This is a genomic window from Allobosea sp. P1_B10, assembly GCF_056406735.1.
In genome coordinates this window covers 170,020-186,807 of sequence record NZ_JBFTZP010000005.1, presented here as the reverse complement: position 1 = coordinate 186,807, position 16,788 = coordinate 170,020, and the positions used below count along the sequence as shown (strand labels likewise).

At 66.2% G+C, this 16,788-nt stretch carries 16 protein-coding genes; 5 read left to right on the top strand and 11 right to left on the bottom strand.

Annotated elements, in window-relative coordinates; translation table 11 throughout:
• Nucleotides 1-67: 67 nt before the first annotated feature.
• The 10 genes from AC1D2L_RS13820 to AC1D2L_RS13775 all read right to left on the bottom strand — a co-directional run bounded on the left by AC1D2L_RS13820 (nucleotide 68) and on the right by AC1D2L_RS13775 (nucleotide 9,642).
• On the bottom strand, nucleotides 68-1,228 hold the full coding sequence (locus tag AC1D2L_RS13820; protein WP_476846444.1) for a winged helix-turn-helix domain-containing protein: 1,161 nt from the start codon (nucleotides 1,226-1,228) through the stop codon (nucleotides 68-70).
• A gap of 144 nt (nucleotides 1,229-1,372) precedes the next feature.
• On the bottom strand, nucleotides 1,373-1,645 hold the full coding sequence (locus tag AC1D2L_RS13815) for a hypothetical protein (RefSeq protein ID WP_476846443.1): 273 nt from the start codon (nucleotides 1,643-1,645) through the stop codon (nucleotides 1,373-1,375).
• Nucleotides 1,646-1,653: 8 nt separating this feature from the next.
• A complete protein-coding gene (locus tag AC1D2L_RS13810; protein WP_476846442.1) occupies nucleotides 1,654-2,664 on the bottom strand; it encodes a WD40 repeat domain-containing protein in 1,011 nt (336 codons plus the stop codon).
• A gap of 146 nt (nucleotides 2,665-2,810) precedes the next feature.
• Nucleotides 2,811-3,773, bottom strand: a complete 963-nt coding sequence (locus AC1D2L_RS13805) for a CobW family GTP-binding protein (RefSeq protein ID WP_476846441.1) — start codon at nucleotides 3,771-3,773, stop codon at nucleotides 2,811-2,813.
• Nucleotides 3,774-3,961: 188 nt separating this feature from the next.
• Nucleotides 3,962-4,909, bottom strand: a complete 948-nt coding sequence (locus tag AC1D2L_RS13800; RefSeq protein WP_476846440.1) for a metal ABC transporter substrate-binding protein — start codon at nucleotides 4,907-4,909, stop codon at nucleotides 3,962-3,964.
• Nucleotides 4,910-4,946: 37 nt separating this feature from the next.
• Nucleotides 4,947-5,831: a metal ABC transporter permease gene (locus tag AC1D2L_RS13795; RefSeq protein WP_476846439.1), complete on the bottom strand. Its 885-nt coding sequence runs from the start codon at nucleotides 5,829-5,831 to the stop codon at nucleotides 4,947-4,949.
• 144 nt (nucleotides 5,832-5,975) lie between these two features.
• On the bottom strand, nucleotides 5,976-6,710 hold the full coding sequence (gene aztA, locus AC1D2L_RS13790) for a zinc ABC transporter ATP-binding protein AztA (protein ID WP_476846438.1): 735 nt from the start codon (nucleotides 6,708-6,710) through the stop codon (nucleotides 5,976-5,978).
• Nucleotides 6,711-6,727: 17 nt separating this feature from the next.
• Complete coding sequence (locus AC1D2L_RS13785; RefSeq protein ID WP_476846437.1) at nucleotides 6,728-6,877, bottom strand: hypothetical protein; 150 nt, start codon at nucleotides 6,875-6,877, stop codon at nucleotides 6,728-6,730.
• Between the two features lie 118 nt (nucleotides 6,878-6,995).
• Nucleotides 6,996-7,862, bottom strand: a complete 867-nt coding sequence (locus AC1D2L_RS13780) for a hypothetical protein (protein WP_476846436.1) — start codon at nucleotides 7,860-7,862, stop codon at nucleotides 6,996-6,998.
• 160 nt (nucleotides 7,863-8,022) lie between these two features.
• Complete coding sequence (locus AC1D2L_RS13775) at nucleotides 8,023-9,642, bottom strand: OpgD/OpgG family glucan biosynthesis protein (protein WP_476846435.1); 1,620 nt, start codon at nucleotides 9,640-9,642, stop codon at nucleotides 8,023-8,025.
• Between the two features lie 260 nt (nucleotides 9,643-9,902).
• On the opposite strand from AC1D2L_RS13775, the gene AC1D2L_RS13770 reads away from it, so the two are divergent.
• The 3 genes from AC1D2L_RS13770 to AC1D2L_RS13760 all read left to right on the top strand — a co-directional run bounded on the left by AC1D2L_RS13770 (nucleotide 9,903) and on the right by AC1D2L_RS13760 (nucleotide 13,530).
• Nucleotides 9,903-10,871: a TAXI family TRAP transporter solute-binding subunit gene (locus tag AC1D2L_RS13770; RefSeq protein ID WP_476846434.1), complete on the top strand. Its 969-nt coding sequence runs from the start codon at nucleotides 9,903-9,905 to the stop codon at nucleotides 10,869-10,871.
• A 158-nt stretch (nucleotides 10,872-11,029) separates the two neighbouring features.
• Nucleotides 11,030-13,168: a TRAP transporter permease gene (locus tag AC1D2L_RS13765; protein WP_476846433.1), complete on the top strand. Its 2,139-nt coding sequence runs from the start codon at nucleotides 11,030-11,032 to the stop codon at nucleotides 13,166-13,168.
• A complete protein-coding gene (locus AC1D2L_RS13760) occupies nucleotides 13,165-13,530 on the top strand; it encodes a DUF1850 domain-containing protein (RefSeq protein WP_476846432.1) in 366 nt (121 codons plus the stop codon). Before AC1D2L_RS13765 ends, AC1D2L_RS13760 begins: the two co-directional genes overlap by 4 nt.
• Before the next feature lie 18 nt (nucleotides 13,531-13,548).
• Here the strand turns inward: AC1D2L_RS13760 and AC1D2L_RS13755 are convergent, their stop codons facing one another.
• Nucleotides 13,549-13,785, bottom strand: a complete 237-nt coding sequence (locus AC1D2L_RS13755) for a hypothetical protein (protein ID WP_476846431.1) — start codon at nucleotides 13,783-13,785, stop codon at nucleotides 13,549-13,551.
• Between the two features lie 141 nt (nucleotides 13,786-13,926).
• On the opposite strand from AC1D2L_RS13755, the gene AC1D2L_RS13750 reads away from it, so the two are divergent.
• Nucleotides 13,927-15,516, top strand: coding sequence for a gamma-glutamyltransferase family protein (locus AC1D2L_RS13750; RefSeq protein WP_476846430.1), 1,590 nt, complete (start codon nucleotides 13,927-13,929; stop codon nucleotides 15,514-15,516).
• The gene (locus AC1D2L_RS13745; RefSeq protein ID WP_476846429.1) at nucleotides 15,516-16,718 is read left to right on the top strand and encodes an amidase; all 1,203 of its coding nucleotides are present in this window, start codon (nucleotides 15,516-15,518) and stop codon (nucleotides 16,716-16,718) included. Before AC1D2L_RS13750 ends, AC1D2L_RS13745 begins: the two co-directional genes overlap by 1 nt.
• Nucleotides 16,719-16,788: the final 70 nt, after the last annotated feature.

Sequence of the window (16,788 nt, the reverse complement as noted above, 5' to 3'; positions counted from 1 at the left end):
TCCAGGAGGACGTAGCGCTCTTCCGCCACTGGATTGCTTCGCTTTGCTCGCAATGACGGGAAGCGGCTCAGCCCAACTGGAAGCGCTCGAAGCGGCCCAGTTCCCCCTCGATCCGCGCCTTCAGCTCAGGCGTCCCCTGCCCGTCGATCCAGCTCCATTGCTGAATCAGGAGCTTTCCGGCGGCGCGATCGGTCTTGAGATCGAGCGCCGCCACGATCCTGTCACCGACCAGCACGGGAAGCGCGAAATAGCCGAAGACCCGCTTCTCCTTCGGCAGGTAGGCCTCGAAGAGGTGGTCATAGCCGAAGAACAGTTTCAGCCGCTTGCGCTGGATGATCAGCGGATCGAAGGGCGAGAGGATGTGGACCAGTTCCTCATCGGGCGCCTGCGCCGGCATGGCCTCAAGCAGGTCGCGCGGCATCCAGTGCCCGGTTTTGCCCGCACCATCGACATCGACAGCGACAAGTTCGCGGCGCTTGACCCGCGCGGCGATCAACTCGGCGACGGCCTTCTTTCCGGGGGCATCGAGATGGCAGACGGAATCGAGGCTGACCACTCCTTGCGAGCGCAGGGCGCGGTCCAGGAGATACGCGGTGACCTGCCGCTGCGAGGCGGGTATCGGCCGCTTCTCCCAGGCGAAATGCCGGTCGAACAGTTCATAGGTCTTGAGCATGCCGGCGCGCGCCGAGACCACAAGCTCGCCATCGTAGAAAGCCCGCTCCAGCAGGCCTTTTGAGGGCTTCTTGCTGGCCCAGAGATGCGCCTTCTCGACCAGCACGTCGCTGTCGATGTCGCGGATTGTCAGCGCGCCATCCCGACGGATGCGCCGCAGAAGCTTGCGAGCCTCCTCCCCGCCGCCCACCGCCGACCAGCGCTTGGGCTCCTCGCGATGGGCCTTCATCGCGGGCAGGAAGAAGCGGATGTCGCGCGTCGGCACATAGGACAGCGCATGCGTCCAGTATTCGAAAACGCTCTTCTCTGCCGACTGGGCCTGCTGGAGATGCGCCCGCTCGTAGCCGGGGATGCGCGATTGCAGGATGTGATGATGACAGCGCTCGATCACATTGATCGTGTCGATCTGCACATAGCCGAGATGCTCGATCGCCGCCCGCGTCGCTTCGGGGCCGCTGCCGAAGGGCTCGCGCATATCCAGGCGCTGGGCCCTCAGCCAGATCCGGCGAGCTTGTGAGGAGGTGAGAGCGGGCGGGAGGTTGGGTCGACGAGCCATGCCGCAGAATATCGCCAAGGCTCCTGACAGGCCATGGCGGTTACGTGCCGACGACAGCCGTCATTGCGAGCACAGCGAAGCAATCCAGGGAGACGTGGAGCGCAAGGTCTGGATTGCTTCGCTCCGCTCGCAATGACGATGAGCTTACTGCGCCAGAACCTCGGCCAGCGCCTCGCGCTTGAGATCGGCCATGGCCATCTGCGCCTTGAAGGCCTTTGTCTTTTCGCCCGGGTTCATCACCAGGATCACCGTCTCGGTGCCGGGACAGGCGGGGTCGGCGCAGAGGATCTCGTTGACGGCGATCGCTGCGGCCTCGCTCAGCCCCAGCAGATCGCGCACATCCGTCTTGATCCGCGTCGCAGCATCGGCCGCGGCAGCCTTGTCGGCGGCGCTTTTGCCGAACAGGCCGAAGCGCATCGTGCCGCTCAGCCCGCCGGCAGCGTCAGGACGCCCGCCAGCCCGTCCTCGGTGCCGAAGGCGAGCTTCTTGCCGAGCTTGTCCCAGGCGAAGGCTGTGATGCCGCTGGCCTTCTGCGCCGGACGGACCAGCAGTTCGGAGGCATCGGTCAGGCGGATCATCAGGATGCAGCCGTCGTCATAGCCGACAGCCAGCACCAGCGCCCTGGGATGGAAGGCCACGCGCGTCACCTTGGCGTGGCGCGCCCCGCACTCGCGCGGGGCTTTTCCGGTCGGCCCCTCGCCCTGGAACGGCCAGACGATCGCGGCATCGGCACCGCTCGAGGCGAGCCACAGCCCGTCATGCGACCAGGACAGCGAGCGCGGCTTGGCCGGATAGCCCGTCATGCGCATATGTGTGGGCTTGTCGCCGAGCCGCCAGCCATGCAGCGCGTTCTCCTGCATCGAGGAGACGACGAAGCGCCCGTCGGGTGACCAGACGACGACGAGATGCGAGCCCTTCCATTCCAGGAATTCGGGCTTGGCCTCGGTGTTGGGATACCAGAGCGAGACGCCGTTCATCTGCGCGATGGCGAGGCGATAGCCCTTTGGCGCCAGCACCAGCCCCTGCGGAGTGGTCGTGACGTCGAGGCTCCGGACCCGCCCCTTGTCGTCGCGCGCATGCACGCTCTTGCCGGTGTTCCAGGCTATGCTGCCCGAGGCCGAGAGCGCGACCGCGTCGATCCAGCGACGCTTCGGGTCCTTTGCAAGTTCGATCGGCTCGCCAACGGCTGGCGTCGCGACAACGCGTCCATCATCGCCGCCGCTGATCAGGCGCTCGCTGTCGCCCGCTGTGCAGAGAATGCCGCCGGCATGGACCTCGATGCTCTCAGTGGCGCCATCGCGCCAGCGCAGCACGCGGCCGTCGGCCAGCGCGAGCGCCAGCGTATCCTTGAGCCAATGGGCGCCGACGACATGCTCGCCGGCCTCGACGGGGACGACATGCTCGCGCAACGAAACGGGTTTGGTGATCGTATCCATGGGCAGGGTCTAGCGCGTTTCTCGCTCGGCTTGAACCGTCATTGCGAGCGTCAGCGAAGCAATCCAGAGGCAGGGCTCGCGGCACCCGCTGGATTGCTTCGTCGCTATGCTCCTCGCAATGACGGCGAGGGCTTCCGCAGCTCACATCACGCCGCGCAGGCCAGAAATTCCTGGCGCAGCGCGGCCTCGTCGAGATTGCGGCCGATGAAGACGAGGCGCGAGTTGCGCTCCTCGCCCGGCTTCCAGTCGCGCTGGAGGTCGCCGTCCAGGATCATGTGCACGCCCTGGAAGACGAAGCGCCGCGGCTCGTCCTTGAAGGCCAGGATGCCTTTCGAGCGCAGGATGTTGGGCCCCTGCGCCTGGCTTAGATCGTTGATCCAGGGCATGAACTTTTCCGGATCGACGTCGCCGGGGATCGTGAACGACATCGAGCGCACCTCGTCGGAGTGGTGGTGATGGTGCCCGGACTCGAGGAAATCGGGCTCGATGTCGAGGATGCGGTCGAGATCGAAGGCGTTGCGGTCCAGCAGGGCATCGATCGGCACGTCGCAGCGTGTCGCCTTGTGCAGCTTGGCATAGGGGTTGATGGCGCGGATCTGCGCCTCGACAGCCGCCAATTCCTCGGCCGAGACGAGATCGACCTTGTTGAGGACGATGACGTCAGCAAAGGCGATCTGGTTCTTGGCCTCGGGCGCGTCCTTCAGCCGCTGCGTCAGCCACTTCGCGTCGGTCACGGTGATGACCGCATCGAGCTTGGTAGCGTCGCCGACATCCTGGTCGACGAAGAAGGTCTGGGCGACGGGCGCAGGGTCTGCGAGCCCCGTGGTCTCGACGATGATCGCGTCGAACTTGCCCTTGCGCTTCATCAGGCCGTCGAGAATGCGGATCAGATCGCCGCGCACGGTGCAGCATATGCAGCCGTTGTTCATTTCGAACACTTCCTCGTCGGCGCCGACGACGAGGTCGCCATCGATACCGGCCTCGCCGAACTCGTTGACGATGACGGCGAATTTCTTGCCGTGGTCTTCGGTGAGGATGCGGTTGAGGAGCGTGGTCTTGCCGGCGCCGAGATAGCCGGTGAGCACGGTGACGGGAATTTTTTCGGACATGGTCGATCCTGCTCAGTCTTCGAATTGGATTGGACTCTGCCGGGAGCTTTATCCGCCGTCGTCATCCTGGCCGGAGCGAAGCGGAGCGCCGGGATCCATGCCAGAGCGCCGGAGCCCTCCGCTGGATCCCGGCTCTGCGCCGCTGCGCGGCTTGTCCAGGATGACGCCGTGTCTGCTGCGGATATGCCTCAGGCCGGGCCGGCGCCGAGCGCCTTTTCGATCTCGCTTATATTGTGTTTCATCATCTGGATGTAAGTCCCGGCCGGCCCGTTCGCTCCGGACAACGCGTCGGAAAACAACCGGCCGCCGATGCGGGCCCCACTCTCCCGCGCGATCTGCTCGATCAGGCGCGGATTCGTGACATTCTCGAGGAAGACGGCGGGGATCTTCTGCGTGCGGATCTGACGGATGATGCGCCCGACATCCCGCGCAGAGGCCTCGGCTTCGGTCGAGACGCCCTGCGGCGCCACGAACGCGATGCCATAGGTCTTCGAGAAATAGCCGAAAGCGTCATGCGAGGTGATCGCCTTGCGGCGCTCCGCCGGAATGCGCGTCACGGCCGATTTGATCTCCGCCTCGAGTGTGTCCAGCTTTGCGAGATAGGCGGCCGCGTTCGCATCATAGGCCACCTTGCCGGCGGGGTCGGCGGCTCCGAGCGCATCGCGGATGTTGGCGACGTAGAGCTTGGCATTGGCCACGCTCTGCCAGGCATGGGGATCGTCATGGCCGTGATCATGCCCGCCCTTGCCATGGGCTTGCTCGTCCTCGGCTGCCTCGATCGGCTTGATGCCAGTCGTCGCGGTCGCGACCACGCCCTTGGCGCCCGAGGACTTGATCAGGCGCGGCAGCCAGCCTTCGAACTTCAGGCCGTTGACGACGATCAGCTTTGCGGCTGCGACCGATTTCGCATCGGTCGGGCTGGGCGAATAGACATGCGTGTCGCCATCGGGGCCGACCAGCGTCGTCACCGTGACACGCTCGCCACCGATCTCCCGGACGAAATCGCCCAGGATCGAGAAGCTCGCCACCACCGGCAGCCTGTCCTGAGCCCGCGAGGGCAGCGGGCTCGCCACGACGAGAAGGCCGATGGCGAGGCCGGCCAGGAGGCCGGGCACGAATTGGCGACGGTCAGGCATGGGCTTCTCCCGTAGATAATGAAACACTATAACATTACTAGCGCTGGAGATGAGGCCGAGGCAAGAGGCGTCTGAGCAATCCGCCCTGGGAGCCGACGAGGAGAGAGCAGAGATAGAGCGCCCCTGCCGAGAGGATGATGGCGGGGCCGGCCGGCAACCCGCTGCCGACGGAATAGGACAGGACGAGCCCCGCATAGCCCGAGAGCATCGAAAACCCGCTCGCCAGCAGGATGAGCCGGGTGATGTCGGCGGTCCAGAAGCGTGCCGCCGCCGCCGGCAGCATCATCAGCCCGACCGCGAGCAGGGTGCCCAGCGCGTGGAAGCCGGCCACCAGATTCAGCACGACGAGGCCCAGAAAGGTCAGGTGGACGAAGCCTCCGGACCGGCTGACCGAGCGCAGGAAGCCGGGGTCGACGCATTCCATCACCAGCGGGCGGTAGAGCGCAGCCAGCGTTAGCAGCGACAGCGTCGCAACGCCCGACAGCAGGACCAGGACATCATTGTCGAGCGCCAGCACATTGCCGAACAGCACATGCAGGAGGTCTATGGCCGAGCCGCGCAGCGAGACGATGGTGACGCCCAGCGCCAGCGAGATCAGGTAGAACGCCGCAAGCGAGGCGTCCTCCTTCATCACCGTGACGCGCGCCACCGCGCCGGCCGCGAGTGCCACGGCAAAGCCGGCGGCGAGCCCGCCGATCGTCATGGCCGGCAGCGAAAAGCCGGCGACGAGATAGCCGATGGCCGCGCCCGGCAGGATCGCATGCGCCATGGCGTCGCCGGTCAGGCTCATGCGGCGCAGCATCAGGAACACGCCGATCGGCGCGCCCGAGACCGACAGCGCGACAATGCCGACCAGCGCACGGCGCATGAAATCGAACTCGGCGAAGGGGCCGATGAGGAGGTCGTAGAGCAAGGTCGGCATGAGGTCCGTGGCGGTCAGGCGTCGTGCATCTCAACCGTCATTGCGAGCACAGCGAAGCAATCCAGGACACCTCGACGGCTGGAAGTCAGGATGGCTTCGCTTCGCTCGCAATGACGGCGTTCGGCTAACGGTGGGATGATCGGCTCACGCCGCGTCGCGCGCGCAGGGGGCGGCGTGGCTGTCGAAGGATTCGACCATGCGGCGCGCCTGCAGCAGGTTGGCGGCAGTCAGCACCTCGCCGGTCTCGCCCCAGGCCACCGCCTCGCGCGCCAGCAGCAGGGTTTGTGGAAAAGCCCGCCGGACAGTCTCGATGTCGTGCAGCACGGCGATGACGGTGCGGCTCTCGCCATGCCAGCGCTGGACCAGCGCCAGCAGGTCGGCAGTCGTGCGGGCGTCGATGGCAGTAAACGGCTCGTCGAGCAGGATGATCTCGGCGTCCTGCAGAAGGAGCCGGGCAAACAGCACGCGCTGCATCTGCCCGCCGGAGAGCGAGCCGATCGGCCGGCGCTCAAAACCGGTCAGGCCGACGGCGGCGATCGCCTCGTCGACCTTCTGCTTCACACCGAGCCCGATGCGACCAAAGATCCCGGCCGCGTTCCACAGCCCCATGGCGACGAGATCATAGACATGGATCGGGAAGGAGCGATCGAGATCGGCCGATTGCGGGAGATAGGCCAGGCGCTTGCCACGCGCGACCGAGACGCTGCCTTCGAGCGGGGCGAGCGCCCCGGCAATGCCCTTGAGCAAAGTGGACTTGCCCGCGCCATTGGGGCCGACGATCGCGGTCAGGCTGCCCGAGGCGATCTCGCCCGAGAGATGATGCACAGCCGGGTGGCGATCATAGCCGAGCGTCAGGTCTGCGAGGCGGATGGCGGACATGTCGGACGCAACTTTCCTCACGAGATCACGGCCCAGGTCGCGATCCACAGCACGACGATGATCGCCAGCGCCAGGCCAAGCCGGCTCGCCGCAGACAGGCGCAGCAGCGACCAGCCCGGATTCTCCGAGGCGGGACGATGCGTGCCGTGACCATGCGCGTGAGCCATGGGAATGATATAAAGTTACACATTCGCCGACGCAAGCGCTCACGACCTTGTTTTCACATGATCGCTGCGCGCGCTGTGTCTGCTGCGCGCGCCATGAGTGAGCGGCGATCAGATCAGATCAACGGGCAACGGTCTTGCCCGTCGCAACGTCCAGGACCGCCCCGCTCGCCAGATCGATGCGGTAGATCTCGCGCGTGACGTTGCCTGAAAACGCCAGTTCCACGATCGAAACCGTCTTGAAGCTGGCGGGAATCCCCTCCGGCAGGATCTGGTTGAACTGCTCGGCGACCTTGTTCATCGCAGCCTCCAACTCGGGCGTGAAACTCTTGGTGCTGTAGACGAGGGTGTTGTGAGGATTGTGCGAGCGCAGTTCCTTGCCGTCCTTGACGACATTGACGCCGCTGACCCCAACCGTCCTGACGAGGTCTTTGCCGGCATCGCCCATCTTCGCAAAGACCGGGCCGGTCACGCGCGGCAGCGGCCCATCACGAAGGGGCGCGAATGCGGCTGTCGCTGCGGTGTTGTAGGCCATCATGGCCTCGAAGCCCGCGCCCTCCTTCACCACACCGAGGTCGAGCCACCAGGGTTGGCCGGCCCCCTTGGCGGCTTCGGTCGTGTAGAACCGCTTCAGCGTGGCCTCGATCGGCGCAGGAGGTTTCGGCAGCACCTTGAGCATCTTCGCCGGCGTCGTCGGATCCGCGTTGTGGATGTGGACCACCGTGACATGCGCGATATTGGAGCGGATCGCTTCCGTCTCGAGACCGAGCACCAGAAGATGCTCTTTCAACGGTCCCCCGATTGTCGTCTGCAACGTGTTGTTGACCTCCGACGGCAATATGTAGACGAGCCCGAAAGTCCGCTCATGCGCCCGAAAGGCTGCACTTTCGAGCGCTGTGTTGTCGATCGCGCCTTGGGCCGCAGCAAGATGCGCCGATGTCAGGACGGCAAGCGCAGCGATCGTACAGCTCAGGAATCTCTGGATCATGGCGTGAAGCTCCTGTCGGGACACTGGCAGCCAGCGGGACAGCGGCGGCACGGCTGCACGGAGCGCCGCCGTTGCTATCAGTCCATGCAAAGGACATGCTACGACTACCCCCCGAGCTTCAGGGCATCCGCGACCGGATCCAACTCGCCTTCTGTCCCGCTCAGAACGGCAGGTACTGGTACAGCCAGGTCTCGGTCAGCACAGCGTCGCCACCGCGCAGGAAGCAGCGCATCTCGACGGCATCGTCGCCCTCGACGCTGAGGTCGAACTGCGCGCGCCAATGGCCGGGTACGTCATTGGGCATGGCCTCGGCGAAGACATAGGAAAAGCTGCCCCGCGAGGTCGAGAGCACGACCTCCGGCTTGACCCCGAACGGAATCGCTTCCAGCGCCGGGCCCTTGAACTCGATCATGAACTTGCGCACGCCTCGCGGCCGCGCCGTGCCGGGCCGGCCTCCATTGCCGAGCCGGGTCGCGACGACCCGCCCCAGCGCCGGTGCGAAGGGTTCGTCTGCAAGCCAATGCAGCGTGTAGCGGAAGGTCAGGGCGGCGCCGGCGCGGGCCTGACCCTCGGGCACCCACATCGCGACGATGTTGTCGTGGATCTCGTCATCGGTCGGAATCTCGATGAGCTGGACTGCCCCCCTGCCCCAGTCGCCCTGCATCTCGACCCACAGGCTCGGCCGGCGCTCGTAGAACACGCCGTCGAGGTAATGCCCGACCTCGCGGTCGCGCTGCACCAGGCCGAACCCGCGTGGATTCTGGTCGATGAAGGAGGAGACGGTGGTCCTGGCGGGATTGTTCAACGGGCGGAAGGCCCGTTCGCCCGCGCCGGTCCAGATCGCCAGACCATCGGAATCATGCACCTCGGGCCGCCAGTCGATCGCAGTCTTCTTGGCCGTCTCGGAATACCAGTACATCGAGGTCAGCGGCACGATACCGAGCCGCGCCACGTCATTACGCAGGAACAGCGCCGTCTCGATCTCCATGATCACGCCCTTGCCGCGGTGCATGCGGAAGCGGAAGGCGCCCGCCACGCTGGGCCCCGAGAGCAAGGCGTAGACGACCACGAATTCGGAGGCGGGCTCGGGCGTCTCCAGCCAGATATGGGTGAAGTCCGGAAACTCCTCGATCGTGCCGGCGACTGCGGGATCGATCGCCAGTCCGCGCGCCGAAAGCCCGTACTGGTAGAGCTCGCCAATGGCGCGGAAATAGGAGGCGCCCAGGAACGCGACCCAGTCATTTGTCTGCCAGTCCAGCTTCTCCCCCTTGCGGCCGGGCTGCCCGGAGCGACTTTCCTGAAAGCGGAAACCCGCAAAGCCCGCTCCGGACGGCAGCTCGCGGGCCGCGGAATCCACCGGCATCTCGAAATAGCTGGCGTCGTAGACGATCTCGCGCGCCGTCCCGGCCTCCACCACATGCATCAGCACAGGCTTCTGGAAGAAGCGGCCGAGATGGAAGAAGGTCACCGGCCAGGGCGATGGCCCCTTGGCCCAGAGCGCCATCTCCGGCTTGAACTTGATCTTGCCATGCGCGTCGTAATCGATCCGCTCCAGCACGTCGGGGCGCGGTGAGGGCGGCGCCTGATAGGGCTTGCCGGCAAGTTCGCGCGCCCGCGTCTTCAGCCCCTCGAAGCTGAACGCCTCGGCGCTGCCGAGCTTGAGGCCCTCCTCCGCGAGCGCGGCGGTTGAAAAACCGAGTGCGGCCAGCGTCGCGGTGGCTCCGGCGCTGGCGAGCAGGGCGCGGCGGTCGAGAAGCGGAGGCGTGGCCCGGTCTTGCATGTCTGGTCGGTCTCGTTCTGTTCAGATGTTGGGAAATCAATCCCGCGCCTAGCGTCCCGAGGGACACGGACAGCCGGGCCTTTGGCCTGAGAGAGGCTTGAAAACTGCGTATTCGCGACGCAGAACTCAGGCCAAACCATCGTCAGCATTGGGCTAAAGGCGGATACCCCCGCGTTTGTTCCGCTTTCCCTTCACCGTGCCGCTGCTTTACAAATACGGCCAGCCGGCCGCGCGAGCCGGGAGACTTTCAGGGAGACTTCATGAAAACGCTCGCTTGGGCCCGACCTCTCGCTGGCCTCGCTACCGCGGCGCTGATCGCTTTTGCTCCTGCGGCAGCCCGCGCCCAGGATTTCGTCAATATCCTCACCGGCGGCACCTCGGGCGTCTACTACCCGATGGGCGTCGCACTCTCGAAGATCTATGGCGACAAGATCGCCAACACCCGCCCGACAGTGCAGGCAACCAAGGCCTCGGTCGAGAACCTCGTCCTGCTCCAGCAGGGCCGGGGCGAAATCGCCTTCACGCTCGGCGATTCGCTCGATGCAGCCTGGAAGGGCGATGAGGATGCCGGCTTCAAGACCCCGCTGAAGAAACTGCGTGGCATCACCGCGATCTATCCCAACTATGTCCAGATCGTCGCCTCCAAGGAGAGCGGCATCAAGACGCTGGCGGATCTTAAGGGCAAGCGCCTCTCGGTCGGCGCGCCCAAATCCGGCACCGAACTGAACGCCCGCGCCATCCTGGCCGCGGCCGGCCTGACCTACAAGGACCTCGGCAAGATCGAGTACCTGCCCTTCGCCGAATCCGTCGAGTTGATGAAGAACCGCCAGCTCGACGCCACACTGCAGTCGGCGGGGCTCGGCGTCGCCTCGATCCGCGACCTCGCCGCCTCGGTCGAGATCGTGGTCGTCGAGGTCCCCAAGGCGATCGTCGACAAGGCCGGCCCGCCCTTCATCAACGCGCCCATTCCCGCCAACACCTATGGCGGCCAGACCGTGGATGTGAACACCGCGGCAGTGGTGAACTATCTCGTCACGCATGAGGGCGTGAAGGAGGAACTGGTCTACCAGATGACGAAGAACATCTTCGAGAACCTGGCGGAAATCGGCGCCTCGCATTCGGCCGGCAAGGCGATCAAGCTCGAAAGCGCGCTCGACGGCATGCCGATCCCGCTGCACCCCGGCGCCGCCCGGTACCTGAAGGAAAAGGGCCTCAAGGTCGGCTCGTAACCACGCGTGTCGTCCCGTGCGCGCTGCGGCACGCCGTGCTGCAGCGCAGACACGGGACTGCGAGACGAGACGACGCCTTTTTCTCGAGACGGCCCCCCAATCGCGCCACGGCACATCGTGCCGCGGCGTGAGGGGATGACATCGGCAGGACCTACAGCATGACCACCGCCCAGACCGACCAGCTCCACGAACTCTCTGGCGCCACCGGCGCGCCGATCGAGAACGAGGCGCTCGACAATTTCGAGCATGGCTTCCCGCCCGGCTTCGGGCCCGGCCGCTGGGGCCTGATCGCCTACGGCATCGCGCTGGTCTTCGCCTCGTTCCAGATCCTGATCTCGGCCTGGCATTTCCTGCCGAGCCAGGCGGTTCGCGGCGTCCATGTCGGCTTCCTGCTGCTGCTGTCCTTCGGTCTCGTCGCCAATTTCAAGGCCAAGTCGGAGGCTGGTCGACTCCTGGGCTGGGCGCTGGGCCTGGTCGGATTCGGGCTCGGCCTCTATCAGCTAGTCTTCTACAATGACCTGATCATTCGCGACGGCGACCCCACCGCGATGGACCTCGTCGTCGGGTCGCTCCTTGTGGTGCTGATCTTCGAGGCGGCGCGCCGCCTGATGGGCAATGCGCTGCCGATCATGTGCGGCGTCTGCCTGCTCTACTGGTTCTTCGGCCAGTACCTGCCCTCCCCGTTCAACCATCGCGGCTACGGCTTCGACCAGATCATCGGGCACCTGTCCTTCGGCACCGAGGGCTTCTACGGCACGCCGATCTATGTCTCGGCGACCTATATCTTCCTGTTCATCGTCTTCGGCTCCTTCCTCGAGAAGGCCGGCATGATCCATCTCTTCAACGACGTCTCGCTGGGCCTGTTCGGCGGCGCGCGCGGCGGCCCGGCCAAGGTCGCCGTGTTCTCATCTGGCCTGATGGGCATGATTTCCGGCTCCGGCGTCGCCAATGTCGTCACCGTCGGGCAGTTCACGATCCCGCTGATGATCAAGTTCGGCTACCGGCGCGCCTTTGCGGCCGGCGTGGAGGCGACGGCCTCCATGGGCGGCCAGATCATGCCGCCGGTGATGGGCGCCGCCGCCTTCATCATGGCCGAGACGCTCGGCGTCGAATACTCGGAGATCGTCAAGGCGGCCGTCATCCCCGCCGTGCTCTATTTCGCCTCGGCCTTCTGGATGGTGCATCTGGAAGCCGGCAAGCACGGCCTCAAGGGCATCGAGCGCAGCCTGCTGCCCAAGCCGCTGAAGGCGCTGAAGGAGCGCTGGTACCTGGCTCTGCCGCTGGCCGTGCTGGTCTTCATGCTGTTCCACGGCTTCACGCCGCTCTTTGCCGGCACGATGGGCCTGGCGCTGACGGTGGGCCTTCTGCTCGGCGCGGGCGTGGCGCTCGGCTTCAAATCGACGACGCAACGGACGATCTTCTGGATCGGCCTCGGGCTGATCGCTGCCGCGCTGTTCAGGGACGGCATGGACGTCAAGGTCGTCGCCGGCCTGATCGCGGTCCTGGTGCTGCTCAACGCCTTCACCCTGGGTGGGCGCACGACCCTGCTGATCTGCCGCAATGCCCTTGCCGACAGCGCCAAGACGGCGCTCCCCGTGGGCATCGCCTGCGCTATCGTCGGCACCATCATCGGGCTGATGACACAGACCGGCATCGGCACGACCTTCGGCGCCTGGATCATCGGCCTCGGCCAGCACAGCCTGTTCCTGGCGCTGATCCTGACAATGGTCCTGTCGATCCTGCTCGGCACCGGCATCCCCACGATCCCGACCTACATCATCGTCGCGGCGCTGGCGGCGCCGGCGCTCGAGAAGCTCGGCGTACCGCTGATCGTCAGCCACATGTTCGCGTTCTATTACGGCATCATGGCCGATCTCTCGCCGCCGGTGGCGCTGGCGGCGCTGGCAGCGGCACCGATCGCCAAGGAAAACCCCGACAAGATCGGTTGGGAGGCCATGCGGGTGGCGCTGGCGGGCTATGTCATTCCTTTCATCGCGGTCTACTCGCCGGCCCTGATGCTGCAGAATGGCGACCCGATGGCGGCCGTGATCGGCTTCTGGCCGGCGGTCGTCTACGCCACCTTCAAGGCCGGCGTTGCGATCGCGCTCTTCGGGATGGTCGCGATCGGCTATCTGTTCGGGCGCCTGACGCTGCTGGAGCGCGTGCTGTGCTTCGTCGCGGCAGTCTTCCTGTTCGGAGAATTCCCCTATAGCGATCCGATCGGCTACGCCCTCGCTCTCGCGCTGACGCTCCGCCATCGCTTTGCGGCCCGCTCGCAGGTGCAGGCCCCGGCATGAGCCTATGCCTGGCCGCAGGTGCCCTCGTCGTCGCGCTTGGCGGCGCCGAGATCACGCTCGGTTGGCGCCATTCGGTCCAGAAGACGCTGTGGGAGGAGGTCTGGCGCGATACGTCGGCCGGCCTTCGCCTGGTCGAGGCCCGCGTCGAAGGCTCGGGCGCGGGCATGGACCCGCCCGAGGGCGCAAAGCTCAGCGATGGTTTCTGGCGTTGGCGGCCGGACCTGCCGGCGCTGCCGGAGATCGTGATGCGCCGCTCGGGCGCCACGGCCGACTGGCGCGTCTGCGTAGCGGGCGCTTGTCGTGCAATGGGGGACTACCTGCCGGCCGATGCCGACCCGGTCGCGCTCAGGCGTTGCGACTGAGCCTTGCGGCGGCTGCGCTCAGCGGCCGCCCACGTGCTCGAACTTCATCACCCGGCGCATCAGGTTCAGCATGCCATAGGCGGCAAAGCCGGAGAACAGCGCCATCAGGATGTAGGCCACGATATGGCCGAGATCGAACAGGCCGGCCAGGGCCCAGCCCGAAGCCAGCGCCACGCCGAACAGCTCGACCGCGATCAGGATACCCAGCGAGATCACCATGACGTGGGTGCGCCAGTTTGTGCGCCTTGCGGCCATGTTCCAGTCCCTCAGAAAGTCATGCGCGCAACGGCCTAGCCGAGGCCGGCGCGGCATGCAACAAAATCGCGCCGATCGGCGAAACGCAAGAGCCCCGCCTTCCGGGACATGGGTGTCCCGTCACAGCTTGAAAAGAGCCCGATGATCGATACGCCTGTCTTTGGTTCGGCCGCCGTCGCCGCCCCCCACCATCTCGCCTCGCAAGCAGGTCGCGCCATTCTCGCCGAGGGCGGCAACGCCATCGAGGCCATGGTCGCGATGGCTGCGACCGTCGCCGTCGTCTACCCGCACATGAATGCCGTCGGTGGCGACGGCTTCTGGCTGGTGCACCAGCCAGGTGGCAAGATCCACGCGATCGAGGCCTGCGGCCCAGCCGGCGCGCTCGCGACGATCGAGCGCTACCGGGAGAAGGGCTACGACACCATCCCGTTGCGTGGTCCCGATTCCGCGATCAACGTCGCCGGCGCCATCGCGGGCTGGCAGGTCGCGCTCGACCTCGCGAAAAATCTCGGCGGCCGGCTCCCGCTCAAGGACCTGCTCGCCGACGCGATCCGCAATTGTACCGAAGGCTACGAGGTCTCGGCGTCGGAGTGCCGCTACGAGCCCAAGGAACTCGACGCGCTGAAGGCATCGCCGGGCTTCTCGACCTTCTTCTATCCGGGTGGCGAGCGGCCCAAGACCGGCGCGCGCCGCAGGCCCGAGGCGCTGGGCGGCATGTTCGAGCAGCTCGTCTCAGCCGGCCTCGGCGATTTCTACCGTGGCGATGTCGGGCGCGAGATCGCTGCCGACCTCGCGCGGATCGACGCGCCGATCACGCGCGACGACATGGCCGGCTATCGGGCGAAGATGGTCCAACCTCTGTCGCTGCGGCTCAAGGATGTGACGCTCTACAATTTCCCGCCACCGACGCAGGGGCTCGCCGCCCTGACGACTTTGGGCATGTTCGAGCGCCTGAATGTCGCCCGCGCGGAAGGTTTCGAGCATCATCACGCCCTGATCGAGGCTTCCAAGCGCGCTCTCGACATGCGCAACCGCCACATCACCGACCCCGCTCATATGAGGGTCGATGTCGCGAGCCTGCTCAGCGCCGCCTCGCTCGACCGCGAGACGGCGGCCATCGACATGAAGCGCGCCGCCTCCTGGCCGCTCAAATCCGGCGATGGCGACACGATCTGGATGGGCGCTATCGATGCGTCTGGCCTCGCCGTGTCCTACATCCAGTCGCTGTACTGGGAATACGGCTCGGGCTGCATGCTGGAGAAGACCGGCGTGCACTGGCAAAACCGCGGCGTCTCCTTCTCGCTCGACAGGAAAGCGGTCAATCCGCTGACTCCGGGCCGCCTGCCCTTCCACACGCTCAACCCGCCGCTGGCGGTCTTCGACGACGGCCGCGTGATGTCCTACGGTGCCATGGGCGGCGACGGCCAGCCGCAGTTCCAGGCGCAGATCTTCACGCGCTACCGCTTCGGCCAGAACCCGGCGACCGCCGTCGACGCGCCGCGCTGGCTCTTCGGCAAGACCTGGGGCGGCGGTACCATGTCGCTCAAGATGGAAAGCCGCTTCGACCCGATGCTCGTCGCCAGGCTCACCGCGGCCGGCCACCCGGTCGAGGAGTTCAGCGAGCCCTATGCCGATGGCTTCGGACATGCCGGCATGCTGGTCCGGCATCCCAAGGGCCATATCGAGGCGACGCACGACCCGCGCTCTGACGGCGATGCCAAGGGGATCTGATGCCGATGACCTTCGACGATCCGTTCCGTTGCTTCGTGCCCTATCCCGATACGCCGGTGAAACACAGCCCGGCCGGCCTGCTCGCCGGGCTGACGCTGGCGGTCAAGGACCTGTTCGACGTCAAGGGTTATCCGACGGGCGCGGGCTCGCCGATCGTGCTGGCGCAGTCGGGCATCAAGACCAAGACGGCGCCGCTGGTGAAGACCTTGCTCGACGCCGGCGCCCGCTTCGTCGGCAAGACCCACACCGATGAGCTCGCCTTCTCGCTCAACGGCAAGAACGCGCATTACGGTGCGCCGATCAATCCAGCCGCGCCCGACCGGATCACCGGCGGCTCGTCCTCGGGGTCGATGGCGGCGGTGGCGGGCCGGCTTGCCGATATCGCGCTGGGCTCCGACACCGGCGGCTCGGTGCGCGCGCCGGCGAGCTATGGCGGGCTCTTCGGCATCCGCCCGACACACGGGCGGCTTTCGCTGAAGCGCGTATGGCCGCTGGCGGAAAGCCTCGACACGCCCGGCTGGTTCGCCCGCGACGGCGAGGTCTTCGCGCGCGTCGCCGGCGTCGTCTTCGACAAGGACCGCGTCTCCCTGCCCGAGGCGCCACGCCTGCTGCTCGGCGACGACATGTTCGCTCAGGCGGTGCCCGAAGCCGAGACCATCCTGCGCAATGTCGTGCAGCGCATCGTGCCGGTGCTGGGCCAGCCGGAGCCGATCAAGGTCGCGCGCGATCTGGACGCGCTCTATTGGGCCTTCCGCTGGATCCAGGGCCGCGAGGCCTGGCATGCCGATGGCGCAATGATAGAGCGCTTTGCTCCACCGCTGGGACCGGGCGTGGCCGAGCGCTTCGCCTTCTCGAAGGCGGTGAACGACGCAGATTTCGCCAAGGGCGAGGCCGTGCGCAAGGCGTTCCGGACGAGGCTGGCGAAGCTGCTGGGCAACGATGGCGTGCTGATCATGCCGACGGTGCCCGATATCGCACCGCTGGTCAGCGCCAACGAGGCCGAGCTCGACGATTTCCGCAACCGGGCGCTGCGCCTGCTCTGCCTCTCGGGCCTGTCGGGTTTTCCGCAGGTCACGGTGCCGGTGGCGCAGCGCGAGGGCGCACCCCTCGGCATGTCGCTGATCGGCCCAAAGGGCTCGGACAAGTCGCTCGTCGCGTTTGCGGTGCGTTTCGAGCGCGCGGCGCGGGTCAGGATCGCATGAAACCGTCATTGCGAGAGCAGCGAACCAATCCAGGGAGACATGGAGCGCTGTGCTCCTGGATTGCTTCGCT

Excerpts from the sequence above, each read along its gene's own strand:
- AC1D2L_RS13820 (WP_476846444.1), bottom strand. The coding sequence starts at position 1,228 with ATGGCTCGTCGACCCAACCTCCCGCCCGCTCTCACCTCCTCACAAGCT.
- AC1D2L_RS13815 (WP_476846443.1), bottom strand. The coding sequence starts at position 1,645 with ATGCGCTTCGGCCTGTTCGGCAAAAGCGCCGCCGACAAGGCTGCCGCG.
- AC1D2L_RS13810 (WP_476846442.1), bottom strand. The coding sequence starts at position 2,664 with ATGGATACGATCACCAAACCCGTTTCGTTGCGCGAGCATGTCGTCCCC.
- AC1D2L_RS13805 (WP_476846441.1), bottom strand. The coding sequence starts at position 3,773 with ATGTCCGAAAAAATTCCCGTCACCGTGCTCACCGGCTATCTCGGCGCC.
- AC1D2L_RS13800 (WP_476846440.1), bottom strand. The coding sequence starts at position 4,909 with ATGCCTGACCGTCGCCAATTCGTGCCCGGCCTCCTGGCCGGCCTCGCC.
- AC1D2L_RS13795 (WP_476846439.1), bottom strand. The coding sequence starts at position 5,831 with ATGCCGACCTTGCTCTACGACCTCCTCATCGGCCCCTTCGCCGAGTTC.
- aztA (WP_476846438.1), bottom strand. The coding sequence starts at position 6,710 with ATGTCCGCCATCCGCCTCGCAGACCTGACGCTCGGCTATGATCGCCAC.
- AC1D2L_RS13785 (WP_476846437.1), bottom strand. The coding sequence starts at position 6,877 with ATGGCTCACGCGCATGGTCACGGCACGCATCGTCCCGCCTCGGAGAAT.
- AC1D2L_RS13780 (WP_476846436.1), bottom strand. The coding sequence starts at position 7,862 with ATGATCCAGAGATTCCTGAGCTGTACGATCGCTGCGCTTGCCGTCCTG.
- AC1D2L_RS13775 (WP_476846435.1), bottom strand. The coding sequence starts at position 9,642 with ATGCAAGACCGGGCCACGCCTCCGCTTCTCGACCGCCGCGCCCTGCTC.
- AC1D2L_RS13770 (WP_476846434.1), top strand. The coding sequence starts at position 9,903 with ATGAAAACGCTCGCTTGGGCCCGACCTCTCGCTGGCCTCGCTACCGCG.
- AC1D2L_RS13765 (WP_476846433.1), top strand. The coding sequence starts at position 11,030 with ATGACCACCGCCCAGACCGACCAGCTCCACGAACTCTCTGGCGCCACC.
- AC1D2L_RS13760 (WP_476846432.1), top strand. The coding sequence starts at position 13,165 with ATGAGCCTATGCCTGGCCGCAGGTGCCCTCGTCGTCGCGCTTGGCGGC.
- AC1D2L_RS13755 (WP_476846431.1), bottom strand. The coding sequence starts at position 13,785 with ATGGCCGCAAGGCGCACAAACTGGCGCACCCACGTCATGGTGATCTCG.
- AC1D2L_RS13750 (WP_476846430.1), top strand. The coding sequence starts at position 13,927 with ATGATCGATACGCCTGTCTTTGGTTCGGCCGCCGTCGCCGCCCCCCAC.
- AC1D2L_RS13745 (WP_476846429.1), top strand. The coding sequence starts at position 15,516 with ATGCCGATGACCTTCGACGATCCGTTCCGTTGCTTCGTGCCCTATCCC.